This window comes from Microvirga yunnanensis (assembly GCF_025460875.1).
This window is the reverse complement of record NZ_JAMXFI010000124.1, coordinates 1-24188: the sequence shown is the minus strand read 5'-3', so window position 1 is coordinate 24188 and position 24188 is coordinate 1. Positions and strand designations below refer to the sequence as shown.

27 protein-coding genes are annotated in these 24188 nt (G+C 65.8%); 4 read left to right on the top strand and 23 right to left on the bottom strand.

Translation table 11 applies throughout. The features are described 5' to 3' along the window. Positions 1 to 84: 84 nt before the first annotated feature. Positions 85 to 618 carry a helix-turn-helix domain-containing protein gene (locus tag NF876_RS35675; RefSeq protein ID WP_262272805.1) on the bottom strand — a complete coding sequence of 178 codons (534 nt, stop codon included), beginning with the start codon at positions 616 to 618 and terminating at the stop codon, positions 85 to 87. A 318-nt stretch (positions 619 to 936) separates the two neighbouring features. Further along, positions 937 to 1701 carry a GAF domain-containing protein gene (locus tag NF876_RS35670; RefSeq protein WP_262272804.1) on the bottom strand — a complete coding sequence of 255 codons (765 nt, stop codon included), beginning with the start codon at positions 1699 to 1701 and terminating at the stop codon, positions 937 to 939. A gap of 886 nt (positions 1702 to 2587) precedes the next feature. Here NF876_RS35670 and NF876_RS35665 point away from each other — a divergent pair. Beyond that, positions 2588 to 3034 carry a BLUF domain-containing protein gene (locus NF876_RS35665; protein ID WP_262272803.1) on the top strand — a complete coding sequence of 149 codons (447 nt, stop codon included), beginning with the start codon at positions 2588 to 2590 and terminating at the stop codon, positions 3032 to 3034. A 153-nt stretch (positions 3035 to 3187) separates the two neighbouring features. Here NF876_RS35665 and NF876_RS35660 read toward each other — a convergent pair whose 3' ends face one another. Both NF876_RS35660 and NF876_RS35655 read right to left on the bottom strand, forming a co-directional pair. Beyond that, a complete protein-coding gene (locus tag NF876_RS35660; protein WP_262272802.1) occupies positions 3188 to 3547 on the bottom strand; it encodes an Atu4866 domain-containing protein in 360 nt (119 codons plus the stop codon). Positions 3548 to 3563: 16 nt separating this feature from the next. After that, complete coding sequence (locus NF876_RS35655; RefSeq protein WP_262272801.1) at positions 3564 to 4292, bottom strand: SDR family oxidoreductase; 729 nt, start codon at positions 4290 to 4292, stop codon at positions 3564 to 3566. 139 nt (positions 4293 to 4431) lie between these two features. Here NF876_RS35655 and NF876_RS35650 point away from each other — a divergent pair, with 139 nt between their 5' ends. Further along, on the top strand, positions 4432 to 5325 hold the full coding sequence (locus tag NF876_RS35650; protein ID WP_262272800.1) for a LysR family transcriptional regulator: 894 nt from the start codon (positions 4432 to 4434) through the stop codon (positions 5323 to 5325). A 74-nt stretch (positions 5326 to 5399) separates the two neighbouring features. Here NF876_RS35650 and NF876_RS43255 read toward each other — a convergent pair whose 3' ends face one another. The 19 genes from NF876_RS43255 to NF876_RS35555 form a co-directional block, all read right to left on the bottom strand. Beyond that, entirely contained in the window at positions 5400 to 5981 is a 582-nt protein-coding gene (locus NF876_RS43255) for a c-type cytochrome (protein ID WP_315975107.1), read from the bottom strand. Then, the gene (locus NF876_RS35640) at positions 5962 to 6867 is read right to left on the bottom strand and encodes a cytochrome c oxidase assembly protein (RefSeq protein ID WP_262272799.1); all 906 of its coding nucleotides are present in this window, start codon (positions 6865 to 6867) and stop codon (positions 5962 to 5964) included. Before NF876_RS35640 ends, NF876_RS43255 begins: the two co-directional genes overlap by 20 nt. Beyond that, positions 6864 to 7214 (bottom strand): hypothetical protein, encoded by a 351-nt coding sequence (locus NF876_RS35635; RefSeq protein ID WP_262272798.1) that lies wholly within the window; start codon positions 7212 to 7214, stop codon positions 6864 to 6866. Before NF876_RS35635 ends, NF876_RS35640 begins: the two co-directional genes overlap by 4 nt. Positions 7215 to 7218: 4 nt before the next feature. Continuing rightward, positions 7219 to 7848, bottom strand: a complete 630-nt coding sequence (locus NF876_RS35630) for a cytochrome c oxidase subunit 3 (RefSeq protein WP_262272808.1) — start codon at positions 7846 to 7848, stop codon at positions 7219 to 7221. Between the two features lie 2 nt (positions 7849 to 7850). Continuing rightward, positions 7851 to 9776: a cytochrome c oxidase subunit I gene (ctaD, locus tag NF876_RS35625; protein ID WP_373371390.1), complete on the bottom strand. Its 1926-nt coding sequence runs from the start codon at positions 9774 to 9776 to the stop codon at positions 7851 to 7853. An 83-nt stretch (positions 9777 to 9859) separates the two neighbouring features. After that, a complete protein-coding gene (gene coxB, locus NF876_RS35620; protein WP_262272797.1) occupies positions 9860 to 10864 on the bottom strand; it encodes a cytochrome c oxidase subunit II in 1005 nt (334 codons plus the stop codon). Between the two features lie 7 nt (positions 10865 to 10871). Further along, on the bottom strand, positions 10872 to 11432 hold the full coding sequence (locus NF876_RS35615; protein WP_262272796.1) for a c-type cytochrome: 561 nt from the start codon (positions 11430 to 11432) through the stop codon (positions 10872 to 10874). Next, complete coding sequence (locus NF876_RS35610) at positions 11429 to 12253, bottom strand: substrate-binding domain-containing protein (RefSeq protein ID WP_262272795.1); 825 nt, start codon at positions 12251 to 12253, stop codon at positions 11429 to 11431. Before NF876_RS35610 ends, NF876_RS35615 begins: the two co-directional genes overlap by 4 nt. Next, a complete protein-coding gene (locus NF876_RS35605; RefSeq protein ID WP_373371385.1) occupies positions 12234 to 14042 on the bottom strand; it encodes a methanol/ethanol family PQQ-dependent dehydrogenase in 1809 nt (602 codons plus the stop codon). The genes NF876_RS35610 and NF876_RS35605 overlap by 20 nt, the downstream gene beginning before the upstream one ends. Positions 14043 to 14159: 117 nt before the next feature. After that, positions 14160 to 14327 carry a hypothetical protein gene (locus NF876_RS35600; protein ID WP_262272794.1) on the bottom strand — a complete coding sequence of 56 codons (168 nt, stop codon included), beginning with the start codon at positions 14325 to 14327 and terminating at the stop codon, positions 14160 to 14162. Positions 14328 to 14396: 69 nt separating this feature from the next. After that, a complete protein-coding gene (pedC, locus tag NF876_RS35595) occupies positions 14397 to 15206 on the bottom strand; it encodes a lanthanide ABC transporter permease protein PedC (RefSeq protein WP_262272793.1) in 810 nt (269 codons plus the stop codon). Beyond that, positions 15203 to 15919, bottom strand: a complete 717-nt coding sequence (pedB, locus tag NF876_RS35590; protein WP_262272792.1) for a lanthanide ABC transporter ATP-binding protein PedB/LutE — start codon at positions 15917 to 15919, stop codon at positions 15203 to 15205. Before pedB ends, pedC begins: the two co-directional genes overlap by 4 nt. Then, a complete protein-coding gene (locus NF876_RS35585) occupies positions 15916 to 16878 on the bottom strand; it encodes a PQQ-dependent catabolism-associated beta-propeller protein (RefSeq protein WP_262272791.1) in 963 nt (320 codons plus the stop codon). The genes pedB and NF876_RS35585 overlap by 4 nt, the downstream gene beginning before the upstream one ends. Next, complete coding sequence (pedA1, locus tag NF876_RS35580) at positions 16866 to 18038, bottom strand: lanthanide ABC transporter ABC transporter substrate-binding protein PedA1 (protein WP_262272790.1); 1173 nt, start codon at positions 18036 to 18038, stop codon at positions 16866 to 16868. Before pedA1 ends, NF876_RS35585 begins: the two co-directional genes overlap by 13 nt. Next, positions 18035 to 18682, bottom strand: a complete 648-nt coding sequence (locus tag NF876_RS35575; RefSeq protein WP_262272789.1) for an ABC transporter ATP-binding protein — start codon at positions 18680 to 18682, stop codon at positions 18035 to 18037. Before NF876_RS35575 ends, pedA1 begins: the two co-directional genes overlap by 4 nt. After that, complete coding sequence (locus NF876_RS35570; protein ID WP_262272788.1) at positions 18679 to 19440, bottom strand: ABC transporter permease; 762 nt, start codon at positions 19438 to 19440, stop codon at positions 18679 to 18681. The genes NF876_RS35575 and NF876_RS35570 overlap by 4 nt, the downstream gene beginning before the upstream one ends. 8 nt (positions 19441 to 19448) lie before the next feature. Further along, positions 19449 to 20423 (bottom strand): ABC transporter substrate-binding protein, encoded by a 975-nt coding sequence (locus NF876_RS35565; RefSeq protein ID WP_262272787.1) that lies wholly within the window; start codon positions 20421 to 20423, stop codon positions 19449 to 19451. A gap of 142 nt (positions 20424 to 20565) precedes the next feature. Continuing rightward, positions 20566 to 21489: a helix-turn-helix transcriptional regulator gene (locus tag NF876_RS35560; protein ID WP_262272786.1), complete on the bottom strand. Its 924-nt coding sequence runs from the start codon at positions 21487 to 21489 to the stop codon at positions 20566 to 20568. Between the two features lie 87 nt (positions 21490 to 21576). Continuing rightward, on the bottom strand, positions 21577 to 22545 hold the full coding sequence (locus NF876_RS35555) for a VOC family protein (protein WP_262272785.1): 969 nt from the start codon (positions 22543 to 22545) through the stop codon (positions 21577 to 21579). A 193-nt stretch (positions 22546 to 22738) separates the two neighbouring features. Between NF876_RS35555 and NF876_RS35550 the strand changes: the two genes are divergently transcribed. Further along, positions 22739 to 23422 carry a hydrolase gene (locus tag NF876_RS35550; protein ID WP_262272784.1) on the top strand — a complete coding sequence of 228 codons (684 nt, stop codon included), beginning with the start codon at positions 22739 to 22741 and terminating at the stop codon, positions 23420 to 23422. 100 nt (positions 23423 to 23522) lie between these two features. Continuing rightward, the coding region (locus NF876_RS35545; protein ID WP_373696772.1) for an amidohydrolase family protein at positions 23523 to 24188 on the top strand (666 nt) is incomplete at its 3' end.

The window sequence follows — 24188 nt, the reverse complement described above, 5'->3', positions numbered from 1 at the left end:
GTGTGAGTGTTGTGTGAGACTGAAGCGTCTGCTGCGGGAGAGGAAAGCATGAGCGGCCTCCAAAGATGAGGTGAGGTGACCGCCTTACTTCACCACTCCGGCGGTCGCTGCCCATGAGATCTTTTTCTGCGCCAGATGCGCCGCGCGTTGGACATAGACATAGCGCGGGCGCTTCCAACGATAGCCGGCCTCGTGCAGCCGCCGCCGCAGCGTCTGGGGGCTGACGGCGAGGCCCTTCGCGGCGAGGTCGTGCGCCAGCAGCGGCACGGTCCAGCTCGTGGCCTGGTAGCCGCAGCGGCGCGGATCGCGCGCCAGGGCCGCCGCCAGGCGTCGCGGCGTGAGCCTCGGCTGACGGCGCGGACGCCCGCTGCGTGGCCGGTCGATCAGGGCCGTGGTCTCATGCCCGGCCCGGTACTGGACGAGCCAGCGGTGCACGCTGGAGCGGTTGACCCGGCAGCGGCGGGCTGCCTCAGCCACGGGATGCCCCTCGGCCACCAACAGCAGCGCCTCGAGGCGGCGATACACACGGGCCTCGCGGGCGCCAGCAAGCGCGGCGGCCAGCCGCTTGCGATCCGCCTCGTCGAGCCACGTCTCGGGAGAGTGATCATGGTGTTGCATGCTCCCCAGAACACACCCGCAGCGTTCGCGTTGCAAGTCTTATGATGACCTACTTAGGCGGAACATGAACATCGTCGGCCCCAATCGGCATTGGGCGCTCACACGATCTCCCTCAGTGAGAGTCGAAGGCGCCGGCTGGCAGGAATCGAAAGCTCGTCCTTCGACTGCACTGAGCCCAGAATGATCAGAAAGCTTTAATGAGACGTGAAGATTGAGACGTGAAACTGAGAGCTGCTTCACCTCATGGGGAATCATCTCTCTTCTTTGCCGAGCCGCATTGTTTGACGGTGAACCGGATCCACTTTTCCGTCCGATGCTCTAGGTCGGTTCGCGGACCTGTCGATCGACGCGCCGGTCGGCCCGGAACCCAACTCCGCACCGAAGGTCGGAGGAGGACCGGAACCCTATGCCGGCCCGGTCCAGGGCCTGTTCGACAGCCTTCAGGCTTTCCCTGCGAACCGTGTCGCCTCCTTGAGCCTCGATGCGTTTGACCGTCATCGGCGACACGCCGGAGGCCTCCGCCAGTTCCCGGACGGACCAGTTCAGCAGGGCCCGGGCTGCTCTGACCTGGGCTCCCGTGAGTGGTCTGTCGAGCATAAAGGCGAGTTCGGGCTGCTCATGGGGAAGTGACGCAAGGTCGCGATCGACGCGACCGCTCTGCTCCAGGTGATGGAGCCAGATTTCATCGACGACAAGGCGGCTGAGCCCCCGCAGCATGGCGGTGTGCTCAGGCGTGAACTGGCGCGGTTTGGTATCGAGAACACACAGGGAACCGAGTCGGATGCCCGGCTCGGTGATCAGGGGCGCTCCAGCGTAAAACCGGATCTGCGGTTCACCGTCGACATAAGGATAGGATGCGAATTGGCGATCCACCTTCGCGTCCGGCACTACGAAAGCCACGTCGTGCAGGATCGTGTAGGCGCAGAATGCATGCTCGCGGGGCGGTTCGGCGAGGTCGCCGAGGCCGAGCCCGGCCTTGAATCGGACGCGCTCCGCATCAACCAACGTGACGAGGACGATCGGGATCTCGAGAAGTTTCTGAGCGACACGACAAATCCGCTCCAGGGCCGGAGACGGAGGCATATGGAGGATCGAGAGCCGGCGAAGGGCTTCTAAACGTGCACTTTCATTGGGAGGAAAAGGATAGTGCAATAGATCGTCTCTGAACGGTTTCGAACGGCATTTGGCATAGCTGCCCTCTAGCAGAAACTTCGCCCGAAATCACTCCCCCGGACTCGTTTGCCGCACCACCCGCCGATCATGGCCCTCGGATTCTAGGCCGGATCGGTGCGCAATGGCCGATGAACCTCCCGAAGATATGTCTCGTTCACTTGGTGCGTCACGTTGGAGCGCGGCTCCGACATGGCCTCCCAGGCGAGTTCTGCCAGAACATTGTAACGATCTCGATGCTGTGCATCCCGCCAGAGCACTTCGAGGGTTCCTTTGGAGTCTCCTAGCGCATCGGACGGAAAAGTGGACCCGGTTTTCACTGGCGTGGCCCTTCGGGTCGCTGGCGCGGCCCGCTGGGTCCGCCTCATCCGATGCGCCGATCATGAGAGGGAGCCTCGGATGAATCCCAAAAGTGGTGTCCACTTTTCACGTCCGAGGCTCTAGCGCCATGACGGATCCGTCCCACCGGCACTGCTTGGGATTATCCGGAGACATCCAGCCTGGCTCCTCACGCCAGATCAGGCGGGCGATGGAGCACATGATGCCGAAAGCTTCGTGGAGCCGATGGAGGCGATCCGGCTGCGTGTCCCCGTCGCAGGCTGACATCTCGGGATAGTGACAGAGACTGCTCATGGGGCCCCATCGAACGGCGTCCGGCAGGGTTTGTGGGCTTCAATCAGTCCTTACCCAACCTCAGGGTCGCGTACCATAGCTTATGTGAGGGACCGAACTCTCATGTCTGCTAAGACCTTTCCGTTCTGATACCTGGGCAATTGTGAGCGCGAACGTGCAAGTGAGAATGGATCTTGAGCAGGAAGCCCCGCCGGACCTGTGCCGGCTCATCTACAGCAGTCGGATGACCATTGATGACGAACCGCAAGCCGTGGCCGACGAGATCCGGCGGATTCTGGCGTGGGCGCGCGAATGGAACAGGCGAACCGGCATCTCCGGTGCCTTGTTGTTCGACCTCCGCCGGTTTGCGCAGGTCCTGGAGGGACCACCCCACGCCGTCAAAAGCCTGTTCGGGCATATTGCCTGCGACGGGCGCCACGCGGATGTGACGTTGCTCGACTATGTCCCTGTCAGGACGCGGGAATTTCCGACGTGGTCCATGGCCTATGTGGAAGCGACGCCAGACGAGATGGAACCTCGTTTCGGTGCCGGCGCATTCCGAAACGGAACCTCCGAGGCCGAGGCGATCCTTGCTCTTCTGAGGTTCGTTCTTCAGGACCATCGTACGGTCTAGAGCATCGGACAATCGGGATGGCCGGCAAGAGGCGAGTGATGACCGGACGGCCATGGCGTGTGGAGGGTATCGGCGCCGGGCTTGTCCCGGTGAACGCGATCGGAAGACCGCCAAGCACCGGATGCGTCCGGATCGAGGGCCGTGCCGACGACGCTATTTCACCTGCTTCTCGCGATAGAGCAGCATTCCGCCGTGGTGAAGGACATCGCTGATGAACTCACCGTCCGCCGTGAACCCGGTATCGTCCCAATATTCGATCCGGTTGCCGCGGATCTCGTAGCGCCCCTGATAGGCGCTCTTGCGACTGCCCCGCGCCTCATCGTAGCGTCCGTTCGGGAGGAGTTCCTGGCGGATGAGGCCATCCTTTGTGATCCACATGCCGAGATAGGGGTGATCTGCCATGTCTGTCGATGTCCTGACCTGATGTTGATCGTTGGGTTCTGCCCGTCCGGTTGCGGTCGGGGCGACGCCCAGCAGAACCGCGAAGGCAAGGCAGGGAGCCTTCCACGTCATCGCTGCGCCTCCGTCATCAGTGCGGGCTTGCGGTCGGCCGGACGATGATCTCGCTGACATCCACGTCAGAGGGCTGTTCGATCGCATAGAGAACCGCTCGTCCGATCGCGTCCGGGTCGATGGCGACCTTTCGGAATTCCCGCATGGCATCACGCGCCGTGTCATCGGAAATCGTCTCCGCCAGTTCGCTCGTGACGACGCCCGGAGAGATCACCGTGATCCGCAGGCGGTCCGTCTCCTGACGCAGGCCATCGGAGATCGCCCAGACCGCATGTTTGGTGGCGCAATAGACCGCAGCGGTCGGCGAGACACGATGCGCCCCGATCGACGCAACGTTGACGACATGACCTGAGCCCCGGGCTTCCATATGAGGCAGCACGGCCGCGATCCCGTTCAGGACGCCCTTGATGTTGACGTCGACCATCTGGTCCCACTCATCCACCTTGAGGGCCCTGAGGGGGGACAGCGGCATGACGCCCGCATTGTTGACGATCACGTCGACCCGGCCGAATTCCTCGAGGGTTGCGGACAGGACCCGGGCAAAGTCATCCCGCGAGGTCACGTCGAGCCGGTGGGCGCGGGCGGTGCCGCCGGATGCTTCGATCCGGCCGACCAGGTCGTCAAGGCGGTCGGTCCTTCGGGCGCCCACGACCACGGCATGGCCGGCCTTCGACAGTTCCAGCGCAACGGCCTCGCCGATCCCGCTGGAGGCGCCTGTAACAAGAACGATCTTTGTCTCAGCCATCGAATGCTCCTTTCATTCTCGTCCGTGCCCGTGCCGTCCTGTGCTTGGTCCGGCACCGCGCTCACGGGCTTAAGGTAATCTGGCCTATTGGGATGATCGACTTGCCAATTCTGCACATGCTGGTTAGTTTTTGTCACCAATGACCATCGACCTTGCCGGCATCACCGTCTTCGTGACTGTCGCGGAAGCGCGGAGCTTTCGGGCCGCCAGCGAACGCCTGGGCGTCACCCGCTCGGCCGTGAGTCAGGCCATCCGGCGGCTCGAGGAGCGGATGGGCATGGCGCTTGTCCAGCGGACGACCCGGAGCGTCCGTCTCACGGAGGCCGGCGAGCGGCTCTACGAGTCGGTGCGTCCGGCCCTGGCCGATCTCGGCACGGCGATGGACGCCATGGGCGAGATGCGCGAGCGGCCCAGCGGCATGCTGCGCCTGACGGTGTCCTCCATTGCCGAACGCTTCCTGAGTGGCTCGCTGCTGGCGGGATTCATTGCTGCCTATCCGGACATCCGCCTCGATATCACCGTCACCGACGAGGAGTCTGACATCGTTGCCGAAGGCTTCGACGCCGGCGTTCGCCTCGGCGAGGTGATCGAGCAGGATATGATCGCCGTTTCGGTCTCGGCGGAGCAACGGCAGATCGTCGTGGGCTCACCCGAGTATCTGGCCCTGCATGGTGCCCCGGCCCACCCACGGGATCTGGCCGGGCATTGCTGCATCGGCTGGCGTCCGAGTCCTCGCGTCGCGCCCTACCGGTGGGAGTTCACGGAGAGCGGGCGCGACTTCGACGTGGCGGTGGACCCGCGCGTGACCACCAACGATATGCGGGTGATGATCCAGTTGGCCCGCGCCGGAGCAGGTCTGACCTTCGGCATGGAAGAGACCTTCCGCCCCTATATCGCTCAGGCTGAGCTCGTGCCGCTTCTCGAAGCGTTTTGCCCGCCCTTTCCGGGTTTTTACCTCTACTATCCCCATCGCCGGAACCTGCCGCTCAAGCTGCGTGTCCTCGTGGACTACCTGCGCAAGCAGCGTCGTTGAGTACGGCTCCCGCCGGGCCGCCATGACGCTCGCATCGGTCCATCGAGGGCCTGCTTCAGATGGCCCGAGGTACCTCAGCGCAACGTGTAGAGATAGGCCGCGACATGCCGCGCCTCGGCGCGGGAGATCCTGGTGATGGGCATGGCCGTCTTGGGATCGATGGCGCGCGGATTCTCGATCCATTGGATGAGACTGTCCGGTGAGTTGGTGGCCACGCCGCCGATATAGACCCGGGCGGCAAACCCCTGGAGGGTCGGTCCGACTTTGCCCTGAGCGCCGGGAACGCCGGGGATCGTGTGGCAGCCGGCACAGCCATAGCGCTGCGTGAGATGCCGTCCCAGGTCGGGATCCCCCATGGTGAGCGCCACAGCGCGGGCGCGGGCCTCCCGGTCGAACTTCATCTGGTATCCGGCATAGACGCCGGCTCCGATCAGCACGAGCAGACAGAGCACGAGAGAGACGGAACGGGTACGGAAGCGGGTGGGTCCGGCAACCCGGATGCCCCGCAGGTGAGCCTCGGGATTGAATGGGGCAGGCTCTCTCCGCCTGGAGCGCGATGCCGATCCGATGCGCCGGGGCTTGAGAAAGATCCATGCCGTTCCAAGGGCCAGCGCTGCCGCCAATGGGGCCAGGACCCTAGCGCGCCGCATGAGCATGCTTGCCTCCGAGGTGTCGCGGCGCGGACCGGGCGATCCACAGGCCGGCCAGGATCAGCGCCGCACCCGCATAGACCATTCCGGCGGGGATCCACATGAAGAGGCCGGCCAGTTGCTGATCCTCGAGCGGGGTGAGACCCCACTCCGCCGCCTGGGACGTCTGCGCCGGATAGATCGGCCTGCGGAACAGGGCGAGCAGAATGCCGAGAAAGCCCGTGTGGAGCGAGGTCACGAAAAGGTAGAACACCGACGCGCCGTAGGTGCGTTCCCGGCCCATGAGGAGCGCGCGCCAGAACAGGAGGGCCGTGACGAAGAAGCTGAGATGCTGCAGCCAGTGGATCCAGGGATCCGCCAGGGCTGCCTCGTAGAGTCCGGGGGCGTGCCAGATCCAGAGCGCCAGGCCATGGAGCAGCGTCGCCGGCAGCGGGGTGGTGAGCCAGAGCCACGCTCGCGCCACGACGGGCGACTGGCCCCATCCGCCGATGCGCGACCGCAAGCGTGCCGGGAAGGCCCAGAGCATCGCCACCGGCCGGCCTAGGACGAGGAGCGGGGCTGCGGCCGTCATGAGGATCTCGTGCTCGATCATGTGAGCGACGAACAGGCGCTCTCCCAGCCAGTGCAGCGGCGCAACGAGCGCTGAGACGAGCAGCAGCCAGCCGGCGGCGAAGCACAGGGCCTGCCAGATCCTGACGCCCCGCCCGACGCCGGCCCGGCGCCAGAGATGGGCCGTACCGACCGCGTACAGGGAGCCCGAGACCGTAAGCGGGAGGGTGACCCACGGATTCCAGGTCCAGGTCGCGGCTGTGTCGGTCCAGTGCACGTGGCCGGAATGGGCCTGCGCCTCCCCGGCCAGCACGAACAGCAGCAGGACGGCAATCGCTCTCATCGCTCGCACCCGTGGAAGACGAGTCCGGCTGCGCCTTGGAGAAGGATGACGAGCGTGAACAGGACCGCGATCGCGATGCCCATGAGGGCCACGAACCGGTGCGGCCGCCCAGCTCCGGTGGAATCAGGCGCCGGCGTCGGCGCCTCACTGGCATAGCCGCGCCACGAGAGGTATCCGCCGGCGAGGCTGATGACCGCCATGGCCGCGGCGAAGACAGGGATGAACGGCACCTGATGGGCGCAGACCCAGGGCACGGCCGCGTAGTTGACCTGCGTGTCGGCCAGCCAGGCGATCGGCCCGGCGAAGATGCCGGCGGATGGCAGACCGCGCGAGATCATTCCTGCCATGGGCTCACCACCATCTCGGGAACCAGTAGAGAATGACGTAGATCGGCAGCCACGAGGCCACGACGAAATACCAGTAGAAGGCATTGTCGCCCACGTCGGAGAAGCGTTTGCCGTGGCCGTGACGGGTGAACATCAGCACGGCGAGCACGATCGTGTCGCCCAGGTCGGTGATGAGGTGCAGCGTGTGCAGGCCGAGCAGGAGCCAGACCACGGACCCGTAGGCGTTCTGGTCCCAGCGCACGTGGAGCGTCCCGAACTCGAACACGCGGATGCCCAGAAGAGCCACGCCGATCACGCTCATGATCACGAGATCGCGGCGGGACCCCGCAAGGTCCTCCCGCTCCCCGTCCCGCTTGGCCATTTGGTTCGGCCAGATGCTGACGAGGAGGAGGATCGTGAAGAGGCTCGACCAGAGAAGATCCGGCGGCGGCGCGCTCAGCGGCCAGTTGCCGTTGATGAAGACGAGATAGAAATACATGCCCGCCGCAAGGGCAAATCCCATGCCCTCGGCGGCCGCGAACCCCACCGTGCCCCACCAGATCGGGCTGCGCGGGCCGTAGGCATAGGCCGGCAGGTGCCTGGCGTTCAGCACGATCCGATGCGGCAGCATGGCGTCGCGCGAATGAGCGTCCATCGTCATCGCTCGTCCTCCGTGCTCGGCTTGGGCCAGAACCACCCCATGAGCGTCACCGCGAGCGGAATGCTGCCCCACACCAGAGCCCAGGGCGTGAACATGGAGCCGACGAAGAGGATCGTCGTCGCGATCGCCGCCATGAACGGCCAGATCGAGGGCTCGGGCGTCGACTCCCGCAGGTCCGCGCGCCCATGGGTAATCGTCGAGACGATCTGCTCCCGGTTCTCGACGCTCAGGCCCGCGACCACCGGAAGGCTGCCGCGGTGGGCCCAGAGCGGCTCGCGATTGGTCACGACGGGAATGCGGTCGAAATTCTGCGGCATGGGCGGCGAGGCCGACGCCCATTCGAGGGTTCCGGCATTCCAGGGATTGGGGCCGGCCAGAGGGCCGCGGCGGGCGCTGGACACGATGTTGTAGAGGAAGAGCACGAAGCTCCCGAAGAACAGGACCGCCCCGGCCGAGGAGAGGAGGTTCAGGTTCGCCCAGCCCATTTCCGGCAGATAGGTGTAGACCCGGCGCGGCATGCCCATCAGGCCCGTGATGTGCATGGGAAAGAAGGTGACGTTGAAGCCGATGAAGGCGAGCCAGAAATGCCATTTGCCGAGCCGCTCGCTCATCATGCGGCCCGTGAATTTAGGGAACCAGTAGTACACGGCGGCGATGAGCGGGAACACGTTGCCGCCGATGAGCACGTAGTGGAAATGGGCGACCACGAAGAACGTGTCGTGGACCTGGGTGTCGAGCGGCACCGAGGCCAGCATGATGCCCGACAATCCTCCGGCCACGAAGATGAAGAAGAACCCCAGGATGAACAGGAGCGGCGCGCGGAACACCGGCCTTCCATCCCACAGGGTCGCGATCCAGCAGAAGATCTGAATGCCGTTCGGGATGGCGATGAGCATGCTGGACGCGGTGAAGAAGCTGGCGCCGAGCTGCGGCAGGCCGGTGGTGAACATGTGATGCACCCACAGGCCGAAGGACAGGAAACCGGTCGCGATGAGGGACAGCACGAGGGCGATGTAGCCGAAGGCCTGGCGCCGGGAGAACGTTACCACGATGGCCGAGACCCAGCCCGTGGCCGGCAGGAAGATGATGTAGACCTCGGGATGGCCGAAGAACCAGAACAGGTGCTGGTAGAGCAGCGCGTCGCCGCCTTCCGCCGGGTTGAAGAAATGCGTGCCGACGAGCCGGTCCATCATCAGGGTGGCCGACGCGGTCACAACCGCAGGCAGAGCGAAGATGATGACGAAGGAATTGATGAGCTCGGCCCAGACGAACAGAGGGATGCGATCGAGAGTCATGCCGGGGGCGCGCAGCTTGAACACCGTCACGATGATCGAGATCGCCACCGCGATGCCGGACACCTCCGTGAAGGTGATCATCTGCGCCCAGAAATCCGCCCGCTTGCCGGGAGAGAACTCCGGACCGGAGAGCGGAACATAGGCAAACCACCCGACATCCGGGCCGATGTTGAGCATGAACGCGACCCAGATCATGAGGCCGCCGAAGAGATAGACGTAGTAGGAATAGGCGTTCAGGCGCGGGAACGCGATGTTGCGCGTGCCCACCATGAGCGGCACCAGATAGACCGCGAAGGCCTCGCCGATCGGCACGCCGAAGAGGAACATCATCGTGGTGCCGTGCATGGTGAAGAGCTGGTTGTAGAGATCCGGCCCGACGAGCCTGTTCTCAGGGACAGCCAGCTGCATGCGCATGACCACGGCGGACAGGCCGCCCAGGAAGAGGAAGAGGATCGCCGTGACGATGTAGCGGCGTCCGATGATCTTGTGATCCACCGTGGACAGGGTGCCGACGAGCCCCCTGTCGGTGCCCCAGGTCTTGGCGAGCCGCGCCGTCAGCTCGGCTCCGTCCACCTGATCGTCGCGCAGCTCATCGGGGCTCGGAGGCGCATCCGCCTCGCTCTGCACGCCGGGAAGGCCGCCGCGCTCCCCCGTCGCAAGTCGCGAGATCTCGGGGACGGCGTCGAGATCGTGGGGTGTGATCGCCCGGGTCACTTCAGCCCCTCCAGATAGGTTGCGAGAGGCTGAACCTCGTCGGGATCGAGCTGGATCGTCGGCATGTTCACGCCCGGCTTGACGCCGTGCGGGTCCACGATCCAGGCCGCGATATTCCCCCGCGTCGTCTCCAGGGTTCCGGCGCCGATCGTGCGGCGGCTTCCCACATGGGTCAGGTCCGGGGCGACCTTGCCGCCGGCATCCGTGCCGCGGATCTGGTGGCACATGACGCAGGGCTTGGACATGAAGATCTCCATGCCGCGCTGCCGCTCGTCATCGGTCGGCGGTATGGCGGAGGAGATCTGCTGCTCGCGCCAGCGCTCGAAATCCTCCTTGCTCTCGGCAACCACGAGCAGACCCATATGGGCGTGCTGAAGGCCGCAATACTCCGCACATTGTCCGCGGTACACGCCCGGACGATCCGCCTGGATCTGGATCTGGTTCTGGCGGCCGGTGATCGCATCCATCTTGCCGGTGAGGCTCGGAACCCAGAACGAGTGGATCACGTCGGAGGATTCGAGCTTGATCAGCACGGGCTCGCCGACCGGTATGTGGATTTCGTTGGCCGTGGTGAAGACACGGTTCGGCTGGGCGTCCTCGTAAGTCACCTGCCACCACCATTGCTGTCCCTTGACCAGGAGCGACAGGCCCCCGTCCTTGTGGGCGAACAGTACTTTCTGGGCCGCATAACTGAGGCCCGTCAGGGAAACCACCGTCACGAGCGTCAGGGCGATGGCGATCGAGATCGTGACGGTCATGCGCCGCTCGGTTCCGGGATCCGTGGCCAGCGGATCCGCATCGGCGGCGCGCCGTCTGCGCAGCGCCAGGACAAGGGCGATCATGGTCAGGACCCACACCGTGGCGAGGACGGCAACGAAGATCCAGAACATGCGGGCCAGGGCGCCCGCGGCAGGCCCGTGGGCGTCGAGGGCCGATTGCCAGCCCTGACAGCCTCCGAGCGGCAGGAGGGCCAGGACGAGAAATGGACCAATCCTCCTCATCACCGCCTCATTGCGGCATCTGGGCGGAGGGCGGGATCTGACCGCCGTCGATCACCTCGCCCGGCGGCCGGCGCTGCTCGGCCGGACCGGGACTCATATCGTCCTTGCGGCTCGGCGCTGCCGGCTTCGGCACGTTGCGACCCATGGACCGGATATAGGCCGCGATCTGCCAGATCTGATCGTCCGGGATCTTGCCGCGGAACGACGGCATGCCGTTCGGCCGACCTTCCCGGATCGTCTGGACGATATTCTCGATCTGCCCGCCATAGATCCAGCGGTCGTCCATGAGCGCCGGTCCGGAATCGCCGCCGCCATTGGCATGGCAGCCGTTGCAGTTGAACCACGTATACAGGCGCTGGCCCTGCGAGATGTGATAGGCGTTCTCCTCGTAGTCCTTGCCCAGGCCCGACCTCTGCTCGGTCGGCCCGCCAGGCCCTGCCGACAAGGGCACCAGCGCAATCTTCTCGTTCGTCTCGGCCGTGACCGGGTTGGACCGATAATCGCGGTCCTCCCTCTCGCAGGCGGCAAGGACGACGGCGGCGAGCGACAGGATCAGAACCGTTCTCATGGCGTGCGCCCTGCCTGCTTCATGCCGGTGTCGAGACGCGGGACCCCGTAGGCCGCAAGAATGGCATCCACCTCCGGCCGGTGCCGGGCGAGCGCTGCATCGACCTCCTGGCGCAGGGACTCATCCTCCTTTCGCACGGCCATGGAGATATCGAACGCCATGGGAAGCTGCGGCCCGTCGAAGATCGGTCGCACCGGGGTGACATTCAGCGGAACGGTTTCGCGCCCTGCGAAGTAGCCCCCGAGGGGTCCCCAAACCACCGCGACGTCGATATCGCCGTTCGCCAGGGCCTTGAGGATCCGCGCCGGCGGATCGGGTTCGTTGTAGTCGCCATAGATCATGAAACCGCGCACGTTCTCCACGATGCCGCGGCGAGAGAGGGCATGCGCCGGCGGCGTGTTCGAGCCGTCGTCGCCGATGAGGTGAACGCCGATCGTGACGGCGCGCAGAGCCGGATCGTTGAACGACACGATCTCGGGACCGCCCGCGCGCGTGACGAAGACATAGGACGACCGGTAGTACGGCGCTGTCGTCCGCACGCCTTCGAGATTCGCCGGGAGACCGGGCACCAGATCGCAGATCTCGGTCTTGAGCGTGTTGCGCAGGAAGCCGCGGCGCTGCGCCCACCAGGTGTAGCGGACCTCGGCGCCGAGTTCCCGGGCGATCAGGGAGACGATCTTGTTCTCGAAACCCTCGGCCGCTTCGTTGGAGAACGGGAGATTGTTGGGATCGGCGCAGACGCGAAGCTCCCGCGCCTGAACGCCGCCGGCCATGACCAGCAGCGCGGCAAGAGCGGCACCTTTAAGGAAGCTTGAACACATAGAGCGTTCCTCCCTTGGTGGTGACGTTCTTCAGGTCCCGCACGGCATTGACGAAGCCTTTGGCGGCCGAGCTGTCGCGGGGGTCGAGATCGCCCGAGACGATCGCCCCGGCCCAGCCGCCGACGCCGGAGAGAATGGCCACGTACTGCTTGCCATCGGGTCCGCGATAGGTGGTCGGCTGGCCGATGATTCCGGAATCGACCTTGAACTGCCACAGCACCTCGCCGGTGCGCGCATGCACGGCTTTGAACCAGCCCTCCATGGTGCCGTAGAACACCACGTCGCCGGCCGTGGCGAGGGCGCCGCTCCAGAGCGGGAAGCGCTCGTTGATGGTCCAGAGCTCCTTGCCCGCCTGAAGATCCCAGGCGGAGAACTCGCCCATATGGCCGCCGGGGCCGGGATACATGCGGACTTCCGCGCCCACGTAAGGCGTGCCGGCGATGTAGTTCGGCTCGACGCTCTCCCAGTCCATGCACATGTTCATGTGCGGGATGTAGAGAAGACCGGTCTTGTGGGAGAACGCGCTCGGGTTCCAGTCCTTCGCGCCGGGCGCGGTCGGGCAGATGTCGCGCACCACCCGGTTGTTCACCGGCTCCTTCTCGGAGTTGTACGCGATGCGGCCCGTCTTGAGGTCGACGCCCGTCACGGCCGTCAGCGCGTGGAACGGCTTCGCGGACAGGACCTCGCCCGTGGTCCGGTCGATGATGTAGAGAAAGCCGGTCCGGCCCGGATGGACCAGCACCTTGCGGGGCTTGCCGTCCCATTCCATGTCGAGGAGGATCAGCTCGTTGATGTTGTCCCAGTCATGGAGATCGTGCGGCGCGGTCTGGTAGAACCAGCGTGCCTCGCCGGTATCGGGATCCCGGGCGAAGATGCCCGCCGTCCACTTGTTGTCGCCGGGGCGCTGGTTGGGGTTCCAGGGACCCGGATTGCCGGTGCCATGGTAGAGAAGGTTGAGGTCCGGATCGTAGGACAGCCATCCCCACACCGTGCCGCCGCCTTGCTGCCAGGCATCCGCCGGCCAGGTGGTGACGCCGAGGTCCTTGCCCTTGTCGCTGTCGTAGAAGGGCTTGAAGGTCGGCCCGATCTTCACGTCCTGATCCGGACCGGTGTTGTAGGCCTTCCAGACGCTCTGGCCGGAATTGATGTCGAGGGCCTGGATCCAGCCCCTCACGCCGTACTCGCCCCCGGAGATACCGACGATCACCTTGTCCTTCACGACCAGGGGCGCCATGGTCATGGTCTCGCCCCGGTTGATGTCGCCGAGCTTGGTCTTCCAGACCTCCTCGCCCGTCTCGGCGTTCACCGCCACCACATGGGCGTCCAGGGTCGTGAAGACGATCCGGCCGTTGGCGAAGGTAGGCCCCCGGTTGACCAGGTCGCAGCAGGCCACGCCCTGGGCGGCCGCGGCCGGCTTCGGGTTGTACTGCCATTTCATCGGCGCGCCGGGCTGCGTCAGGTCCAGGGCATAGAGAATATTGGGATAGGGAGAGAGCACGTACATCGTGCCGCCGACCACGAGCGGCGCGGATTCCTGTCCCTTGTTGACGCCGGTGGAGAAGGTGAAGGCTACCTGGAGGTTCTTGACCGTCTCGGTGTTGATCTCGGACAGATCGCTGTAGCGCGTGGACGCGTAGTTCTTCTGCGGGATCGTCCACTGGCCGTCTTCGGGCGTGGCAGCGAAGGATGGCGCGGCAGGCTGCGGGGGCGTGGACTGGGCCAGAATCGGGGAGGCAGGCTGCAAGATCAGCGAGAGCGCCAGAACGAGGGCAAGACGAACTCCACCCAAGATGGTCCTCCGGAACGCTTGGACGCGCCGCGTCGGCTGCGGCTCGACTCTAACTGTGGCGCTTCAGGTATGTTCCCGAAAATGTGATCCTAACGTAAGGGAACTTCGATGAGGGCCTCAGCGCCAGTAATCCCGCACCGGAATCCCGTAATCGTTGGCGGCGGCGACAAGAATGTAGGCGCCGATAGCCGTCAGGAGCCCGATCAGGAGAAGGGTCACCAGAAAGCCCGGCTCGCGAAAAACCCGTAAATCCTTTCGCAACGAACTGGTCTGCGGCTCTGTCATGGTCGATCACCGGTACGGTTCCTGCCATGGGGCAACCGTGAAGCGAGGCCTCCTGTTCCCGCGGCACGATCAGGCCCCCTCGGCGATGCGGCGCGCCCAGAACCCGCGGCCGGGATCATAGCCCCAGACCCCGAGCGCGAAGAAGACCGCGAGGGCGAGGATACAGACGGCGAGTGCCACGGGCTCGAACCGCAGGTAGAGCGCGAAGCGGATCAGCTCGACCGCGTGGGAGAACGGGTTGAGCCCGGCGATCGCCGCGAGGATCGGGCTGACCTCCTCGAGGCGCCAGAGAGGGTAGAGCGCCGTCGAGGCGAAGAAGAGCGGAAAGATGACGAAGTTCATGACGCCGGCGAAATTCTCCAGCTGGCGGATCATGGACGAGAGGGCAAGACCGAAGGCCGCCAGCATCAGGCCGGCGAGGCCGAGGGCCGGCAGCGCCGCCAGGTAACCGAGCGCGGGCGGCCGCACGTCCCAGAAGCGCGCGAGGACAAGAAACAGATACACGATGGGCAGCACCGTCACGGTGTTGGCGAGCAAGCGGGCGCCGAGCAGCCACCAGCGTGGCAATGGGGCGGTCAGGAGCACCCGCATCGACCCCATCTCGCGATCGTAAACCATGGAGAGCGAGCTCTGCATGCCGTGGAACAGCAGCATCATTCCGACGAGTCCGGGGACGATGTAGACTTCGTACAGGATGTAGGTCTGGTAGGGCGGGATGATCGAGAGCCCGAGCACCGAGCGGAACCCCACGGCGAAGATACCAAGCCAGACCAGCGGCCGCACGACCGCCGCGGCCAATCGCCCGCGTTGCCCGACGAGACGCAGCATCTCCCGATGCATGATGCCGATCAGGGCACGCAAGGCATAGCGCATCTTCATGACGGCCCTCCCGTGATCCGCAGGAAGGCTGCTTCGAGGGCGGCGCTTGGTGCGAGGTCGCCTGCCCTTCCGTCCCAGTGCACCCTCCCCTGGTGCAGGACCACGAGCTGATCCGAAGGCTCGACCTCGCCGAGCATGTGGGTGGCCCAGAGAACACCCAACCCGTTGCGGCAGAGGTCGCGCACATGGGTCAGGAGCAGCTGGCGGGCGGCAAGGTCGAGACCGGCGGTCGCCTCGTCGACGATCAGGAGCCTGGGCCGATGCAGAAGCGCCCGCGCAATTTCCACACGCCGGCGCAGACCGCCCGAGAGGGACCGCACCTTGTCGCCCTGGCGGTCGCCGATGCCGAAGCGCTCCAACTCGTCGCGCGCCCGCTCCCGCGCCTCCCGGCGCGAAAGCCAGTGCAGGGCGCCATGATAGGTCAGGTTCTGACCGACGGTGAGATCCAGATCCAGGGTCGGCATCTGGAAAACGACGCCGAGGCGGGCGAGTGCCGGGAGCGGGTCACGGCGGATCGAGTGGCCGAAGATGCGGATATCGCCGTGCTGCGCATTGTAGAGTCCCGTCACCAGGGAGATGAGCGTCGTCTTGCCGGCGCCGTTCGGGCCCAGGAGCACCGCGAAGGAGCCGGGTTCCACCGACAGATTCACCTCGGACAACGCCCGACGTCCGCCGAAGCCGTGGCTCAGGTTGTCGATGGCAAGGGCCGTCATGGCGCGACGACGAGCCCCCAGGGCGAGCGGCCGACCCCGATGGTCTTCACCACCTCCCTGTTGTCGAGATCGACCACCGAGACGTCGCTCGAATTGCCGTTGGCCGTGTAGAGCCGTTTCCCATCCGGCGAGAGGGCGATGTGCCAGACCCGCTGACCGACAAGATAGGTGCGCAGCACCTTGAAGGTTTTCGCGTCGATCTCGGCGACGCGGTTCGCGGGACCCAACGCCACATAGGCGCGGGAGCCGTCGGGCGTCAGCTGAATGCCGACCGCCTGCACGAGCTCGCGTGGAACCCCCGGCACCTCGAAGCCGATCCTGGCCAGAAGCTCGCGCGTCCCGGCGTCGAACACCTCCACGGTTCCGCGCAATTCGGACGAAACCCAGATCTGACGGCTGTCGCCCGAGACCTGCGCCACCCGCGGCCGCGTGCCGACGAGCACGTTGTCGACGAGTTCGAGCGTCTGCGCATCGATCACGTGGAGCATGCTCGTGGTCTCCGAGGTGTTCACGACGAAGCGGCCGTCCGGGCTGACGCCCATTCCCTCCGGTTCGACGCCCACCTGCACCTCGGCGACGATCCGCCGTTCGGGAATGTCCAGGACGGACACGAGGTTGTCGTTTTCGTTGGCCACGAACAGACGGCGCCCGTCCGGATGCAGCACGAAGAACTCCGGATCCTCGCCGGACGGCAACGAGCCGTCCACGCGTCGGGATTTGAGATCCACCACATCGATCCGGTTGTCGTCGCCCACCGCCACGTAGAGCGTCTGCCTGTCCGCGCTCAGCCCGATGCCCCGCGGCCTGCGCCCGACAGGAATCGTACCGGTCTGGTCCAGGGTCGTCCCGTCGATGATCGAGACGGTGTTGTCCTGCTCGTTCGACACATAGACCGTCTCGGCAAGAGCCGCCTGGAGGCTGAGCGCGATGGCCAGCACTGCGACGATCAGAGCTTGCATCCGCTCTCCTCCCGGTCCGTCCCCAGCGTATCGAGTTCGGATCCACGGTGCAGATAGCCCGTCTGCGGCGAGACGGAGACGAGAAGCCGAGGCCCCGCGATGAGGATCGGCTGTCGCATCTGCCCGTCCCAGGCCCGGAAGCTCTGCCCCTGTCCCTTGAAGCCCGAAAGGATGAAATCCGGGCCGCGCAGGAAGGATGCGATTCCGGCCGGATCGATGCTGCGGGACCTGACAGCGGCTTCGCCGATGGCGCGCACCGCCGCCCAGGCGGCGTAATCGACGGCGCTCATCCGCCGGCCGGCGGATTTCTCGAGCCGGGACTGAAGCTGCGTCGCCCCCCATTGCTCCGCCACGGGGCTCCAGCCCGTGGCGACGAGCCCGTGGGTGCCGACGACGGGACGGGGCCGCGCCGTGCGGCCGGAGAGGAACTCGCCGAACTCGTTCGCCTCATCGGCGACGACGAGCACGTCGTGGTCGGCAACCTGGGTCAATGCCGGGATCTCGGTCTGCAGCGCCACATGGCCGGTATCCGTGCGCGCGTGGCCCGGCTTGAAGGTCCATTCCTTCTCGACGACGATCTCGGCCCCGAAGCGCGCAGCCGCGCGGCGGAACGCGTCGGCCTGCAGCCTGTCGCCGGACGTGCCGCCGGTCACGAGAAACCAGCGCCGCCAGCGCTTGGACATCAGGTACTGCGCGAGCGCGTCGGCCAGCATGGCGCGGCTCGGGATGGTGTGGAGCACGTTGGCGCGGCAGGATTCGTTGCGAAGCGCGTCATCCGGCGCGCGGGCGTTGATGAGCAGCATTTCACGGGCTTCGGGCACGGAGGCCGCTTTCAGCAGGAGCGACGCATCGAGATCCGAGACGACGAGGCGGATCCCTTGCCGCGCCAGCTCCCGGATGACGTCCTCGGGATGGCCGTCCTTCCCGACGCCGCGCTCCACGAGCGTGAAGCTCTGTCCCGTGAACCGGCCGGTGGTCGCGTTGTCGGAGAGACCCAGGCGCGCCCCTGCGATCCCCTGGTCCCGAATCGGCCGGTCGAGGGGCGAAACCGGCTCGACCGGATCGCGCTCCTGCGAGACGACCGCGATGGTGATGACGCCTTCCTCGGCCAGAGCAGGCGCAGACAGGAATATGGCGATCAGGACCAGCACGATCTTCATTCAGCGGCCCTCGCCTCGTGAAAGGGCCGGTCCTCGACGATCCGGGCCGGGGACCCGCCCAAGGTGATGACGCGATGGGCGAGGGCCGCCGCTTCGTGCCAGTGATGCGTGACGAGCAGCGTCGTCGGGCGCAGCCGGCGCACATGGGACGCCACAAGATTTTGCATCTCGCGGGACGTATCGTCGTCGAGAGACGCGAAGGGCTCGTCCAGGAGGAGAAGCTTTGGCTCCACCGCCAGCGCACGGGCCAGGGCCACGCGCCGCGCCATGCCGAGCGAAAGCTGATGCGGGTAGACGTCTTCCGAGCCCGCCAGACCGATCTGACGCAGCCATTCCCCGGCCTTTGCGGGCTGGTCTGGAAGAGCAAGCTCGAGATTCCGGCGCGCGGTTCGCCACGGGAGAAGGCGCGGCGTCTGGAAGAGATAGCCGACGGGCTGCCGCAAGCCCGTGACGGATCCCTCGAAATCCGTGTCCAGCCCGGCCACGATCTGCAGGAGGCTGGACTTGCCGATGCCGGATGGCCCCACGATAGCGCAAACCTCGCCGTCGGCGAGTTCGAGCGCCAGGTTGTCGAACAGCACGCGAGGCGGAGCACCGCCTTGCGCCGGATGAATCTTCCGGGCGATCATGATCCGAATCGTCATCGACGCCACCGTCCCGAGCGGCGTTCGAGCGGCGCGAAGAGAACGGCCTCGATGAGCAGGACACACAGGACGAAGGCCGCCGCATAGGCCATGACCCGCGGCACGTCGAAGAGCTGAAAATAGCTCTGCAGCTGGAACCCGACCCCGTTGGAGCGTCCGAGCAGCTCGACCACGAGAACGATCTTCCACACCAGCGCGAGCCCGTTGCGGGCTGCGGCCAGGGCATAGGGCGCCAGTTGAGGCGCAATGACCTCGCGCAGCGTCGTCCATGCGCCGAAGCGGTAGACCTGCGCGACGTCCGTGTAGTCCCGGTCGAGGGCTCTCGCACCTTCCCGAAGCGTCACGGCGACGTTGGGGATCTTGTTGAGCGCCACCGCCACCAGGAGCGCGGTCTCGACCAGGCCGAGCCACACATAGGTCAGGATGATGATCACCAGCGCCGGCACATTGAGCAGGATGACGAGCCACGGATTGAGCCAGCGGTCGAGCCATCCCAGGCGCCCGAGGGCGACGCCCAGGGCCGTGCCGGCGACCATGGCAATCCCGAAGCTGATGCCGACCCGCGCCATGGTGATGCCGAGGTGATGAAGCAAGGGTCCGTCGACGGCCTCACGGACGAGGCTCTGCAGCACCGCCAGGGGACCGGGAAACAGCCTGCTCCCGGCCCAGCCGGCCCCAATCTGCCACAGGCACAGGAAGAGCAGGACAGAGGCAATGCCCTGCCATGCCCCCCTGCCCTCGACCTCAGCACCACGCATCGACGGCCTCAATAGGAGATTGCGGGCCAGAAGGTCCTCGCATCCAGTGCCCTCGACGACCCGACCAGCTTGTCGCCCCCGATCCTCACGAGAATAGCATAAAGATCGGCGCAAGCCCGTCTCTCGGCTTCGGACCACCGATCCGGAATCCCGCTGCGAAACCCATCCTGGAGGGCCGCCAGAGCCGTCGGGTCGTCGGTGCCGATCTGCGGGGCCAGACGGATCCACTCGTCCCGCGAGCCGGCCAGCAGCGCCTTCGCGTCCCAGGAAGCCGCGACGAAGCCCTGAAGGGCCGCATCCGCGCGGACGGCCCAGCCTTCCCGAAAGGCATAGCCCAGCATCGGCACCTCGTGATCGATGCCGAGGCCCCGGATCATGTCGTCGACGGACAGGAGCGCTCTGGCGCCCTCGGCCTCCAGGCGGGCCGCATAGTGCCAATAGGTCAAGACGGCGTCGATGCGGCCGCGGGACAGTTCCTCGTTCAGGAGCGGCGGAGCTCCGAAGACCGGCTCGACGGCCTCCGCGACATCGACGCCGAGTTCCTTCTGCGCATAGGCCCGGAGGAGCAGCCAGCTCTTGTCGAGGGGTCCGCCTGCAATACCGATGCGCTTGCCCTTGAGATCGCGGAGGCTTCCGATCTTGGAATCCGGCGGGACCATGAGCGCGCCGACAGCCCGTGAATAGGGAACGAAGCTGAAATCGGCCCCCTCGCTCCGCTGGCGGGCGACCCAGGGCCAGTCGGTGACGATCACGTCCACCGCGCCCGCCTGCAGGGCGACCTTGGCGGCCTCGTTGGAGGCGAACTCGACCGGCACGACCGTGATGCCGTGCTTCCGGTCGAGCCCGTGATGGCGGAGGGTGTCGATCTCCCAGGCGACGGTGCCGAACCTGAGCAAGCCGGCCCGGACCGCGCGGTCTTCCTGGGCCTGCGCGGGTCCGAGGGCGAGCAGGACGAGGATGAACCAGGCAATTCTGACGCGCATGGTCGCACTCGGGGCAAACAACAGCCCCAGTCAACGGTCAAGCTTTGGATTGGTTCCCAATCCTGATCGCCATCCTGAAACCGGAGGCTGAACCGTTGGTCATGGTGCCGATTGCAGGGCCGCCAGGGCCCATGGCCTTCACTCAGCGAAGCATCGCCCGCCGCCATTTTCCAGGGCTCGCGCCGACGCAGCGCGTGAAGACGCGGGTGAAATAGCTCTGGTCGCCGAAGCCGCAGATGAGCGCGATGTCGGCCAGGGGCAGGGTCGAGGACACGAGAAGGCTCTTGGCCTCCTGCACGCGGATCTGCGTCAGGTAGTGATGCGGGCTCATTCCTGTCGTACGGCGGAACGCCTTGGCGAAGTAGCTTGGCGTGAGACGGCATTCGCGCGCGATGTCGGCGATGGTCAGACGGGCTGCAAGCCGGGAGTGCATGATGTCCCTGGCGCGGCGCTCCTGCCACGGTGCGAGCCTGCCGTTGTCGGGAATCGCCGGGAGATGCACGCCCCCGTAGCCTTCCGCGAAATAGGTCAGCAGGCTCAGCGCCATCTGATCGACGAACAGTGGATTGGTCTGTGACAGTTCCGGAGGCGCCGCGAGAAGGAAGGCACACATCGATCCCAGGATCGTGTCGGTGGCGTCGGGCATGGCGCGCAGACTCGAGATCGGCGATGCGCCGCGCTCATAGGCCAGATCGTCGAGAGCCTCCTTGCGCATGTAGAACTGCACGCCGTCGAACGGTCCACGGATCCGGCTGCGGGGATCTTCCGACAGGTCGGCCGCGCTGACCGTCCCTGCCGCGAAGCCCCGCGCGTACCGCATGCGGCCGTTGAGCCAGAACTCGTGCTCCTCCACGTCCTTCAATTTATAGGTCGCGCTGAAGGCAGCCTCGGGCTCGATCAGGACCGTCCGTTCCCGATCCTGGCGCGTGCAGGTCAGCCGCGTCACGGCGAGGGAAAGGCGGTCGTCCTTCGAGACCTGCAGGATGCTCTGGGTGACCATCTCGACATGACGTCCGAGCCGTCGGCCGAACAACCCGGATTGCGTGTTTTCCTGAACAGCTGGCATGTCAACTCGCTTCAATCGATTGAGATCGTGGCCTGCAGGTTGGCCCCTCGGCTCGTCGCGATCCGCACGCGGCAGAGGGATCGGCGCTTATGTTATCTCCTCGGATTTGGGTCGCTGGGATGTCGGGAGCGGCAGAGACGGCAGGAGCAGCTCCAGCTCGCCGCGCCTCTCCTCGAGGGAGGGAGGAAGCTTCAAGCCCATGCCCAGCCTTTCAGGAGTTTCATCGATTGCGAACCCTGGCCCGTCGGTTGCGAGCTCCAGGAGAAGACCGCAGGTCGAACGGAAATTGACGGACCGATAATACACTCGATCCCTGGGCTCCGTCGCGGCGATTCCGTACCGGTCGTGGAGCGCACGCACAAGGGCATCCTGATCGAGGGAGTCGCGGGCCCGAATGGCAACATGATGAATGCTCCCTCCTCCCAGCTGGCCTCGCGGGAGAAGGCCGGCCTCGTCGAGCGTGATGGTGCCGCCCGGCTGGTCATGCGCCGTGAGGCGGACGAGATTGCCCTGGCGGCCTCTCTCGTTAAAGCCCAAAACCTCTCGAAACAACTCGCTCAGCGGATCGGCCCGGCGCACCTTCAACACAAGATCGTGAAGGCCCTGGAGCGCGTAGGCGGCAGGCACATCAGCACGGTTCCAGCCGGCTGGCGCCGCGGGTGCGTCTGCCTCCACGAGGGACAGCATCGCGCCATCCGGATCCTCGAAGGTGAGACATGGTTCGCCGAACCCCGTCCGTTCCAGCCGGTGGGGAACACCCGCTTCCCGAAAGCGCCGCTCCCACCAGTCGAGCGCTCCCGGGGGAATGCGAAACGACGTCTGCCATGCCTCGCAGGCGCCGCGCCTGCCGCGGGGCACCCGCTGCCACGGGAACAGGGTGAACAGGGTGCCGGGCCGGCCGACATGGTCTCCGAAGCAGAGGTGGAACGTGCCCGGATCCTCGTGGGACACCGTCCGCTTGACGAGCCTCATGCCGAGGAAACACGCATAGAAGCGGCAGCTCCGCTCAGCGTCGCTCGAGATCAGCGTCACGTGATGAAGGCCGCGTCCGGCCATGGCTGCACTCCGGTGTATCGTTTCCGCCACCCTATCGACTGGCCATCGCGTTTGTCTCGTCCTCTTTCGCCCGGCGTTGACACTTTCCTGAACGCCACGCCCGAATCGTCCAAGTCCGTTTCATTTTCGACAAGATTATCGAGACCAATGGCTCGATTGTCCTCCGGCAGCCCTCACCAGAACAGGATCGATCATGTCCGTCAAAGCATCCCCCACGCCCGGCTCGAAACTCATCAACCCCGACGATCATGCTTTGATCCTCATCGACTTCCAGTCCCAGATGTCGTTTGCGACGAAATCGATCGATGCCGTGAACCTGCGCAACAATGCAGCCATGATCGCCCAGGCTGCCGCCGGCTTCAAGGTTCCGACGATCCTGACCACCGTCGCGGAGAAGAGCTTCTCGGGACCGATGTTCTCCGAGGTCACGGACACCTTTCCGGGCCAGAGGCTTCTCGACCGCACGTCGATGAACACCTGGGAGGACGCGGCCGTCATCGACGAGGTGAACCGGATCGGCAAGAGCCGCCTCGTCTTCGCGGGTCTCTGGACGTCGGTCTGCATCGTCGGCCCGACGCTGTCGGCGCTCGATCAGGGCTTCGAGGTCTATGTGGTGACCGATGCGTGCGGCGATGTCTCGACCGAAGCGCACGAGCGCGCGGTGGAGCGCATGATCCAGGCCGGCGTCCGGCCGATGACCGCCCTGCAATACCTGCTCGAGCTGCAGCGCGACTGGGCCCGGACCGAAACCTACGACATGACGACGGGAATCGCGAAGAAGTACGGCGGCGCCTACGGCCTCGGCATCATCTACGCCAAGACCATGTTCGGCGCGAGCGAAGGCGCCCACGGCGCCCCGGCGGCCGCGGCGGAATAGCCGCCCCTCCGGCGGGTGCGGGGACCGTCCCTGCACCCGCACCATCCTGATCGATGTCCCGTCGACTGCCATGCGCGGACGACGCGAGCGAAAGCCGGCTATGTCCATGCCTCATGATCGTCGTACCGTGCTCGCCGGCCTTGGCGCATTCGGGGCCGGATTTGCTCTTTCCAAAAGCCTGGAGGCCCAGACGATGAAAACGTCCGCCGACATGATCCTGTTCAACGGACGGATCACGACCCTCGACCGTCAGGCGCCCGAAGCGGCTGCCGTGGCCATCCGGGACGGACGCTTCCTCGCCGTCGGCGACGAACGGGAGATCATGACCCTGGCCGCCCCCGACACGCGCCGCGCGGACCTGAACGGCCGCCGGGTGATCCCCGGCCTGATCGACAGCCACATGCACATCATCCGCGGCGGCCTCAACTACAACATGGAACTGCGCTGGGACGGCGTCCGCTCCCTGGCCGACGCCATGCGGATGCTGAAAGATCAGGTTGACCGCACGCCGGCCCCGCAATGGGTGCGTGTGGTCGGCGGCTTCACGGCGCATCAGTTCGCCGAGAAGCGGCTGCCGACCCTCGATGAGATCAACGCCGTCTCGCCCGACACGCCCGTCTTCATCCTGCACCTCTACGACCGTGCGCTGCTGAACGGCGCGGCCCTGCGGGCCGTCGGCTACACGAAGGACACGCCGAACCCGCCCGGCGGCGAGATCCAGCGGGATGCGCAGGGCAATCCCACCGGCCTGCTCATCGCCAGGCCC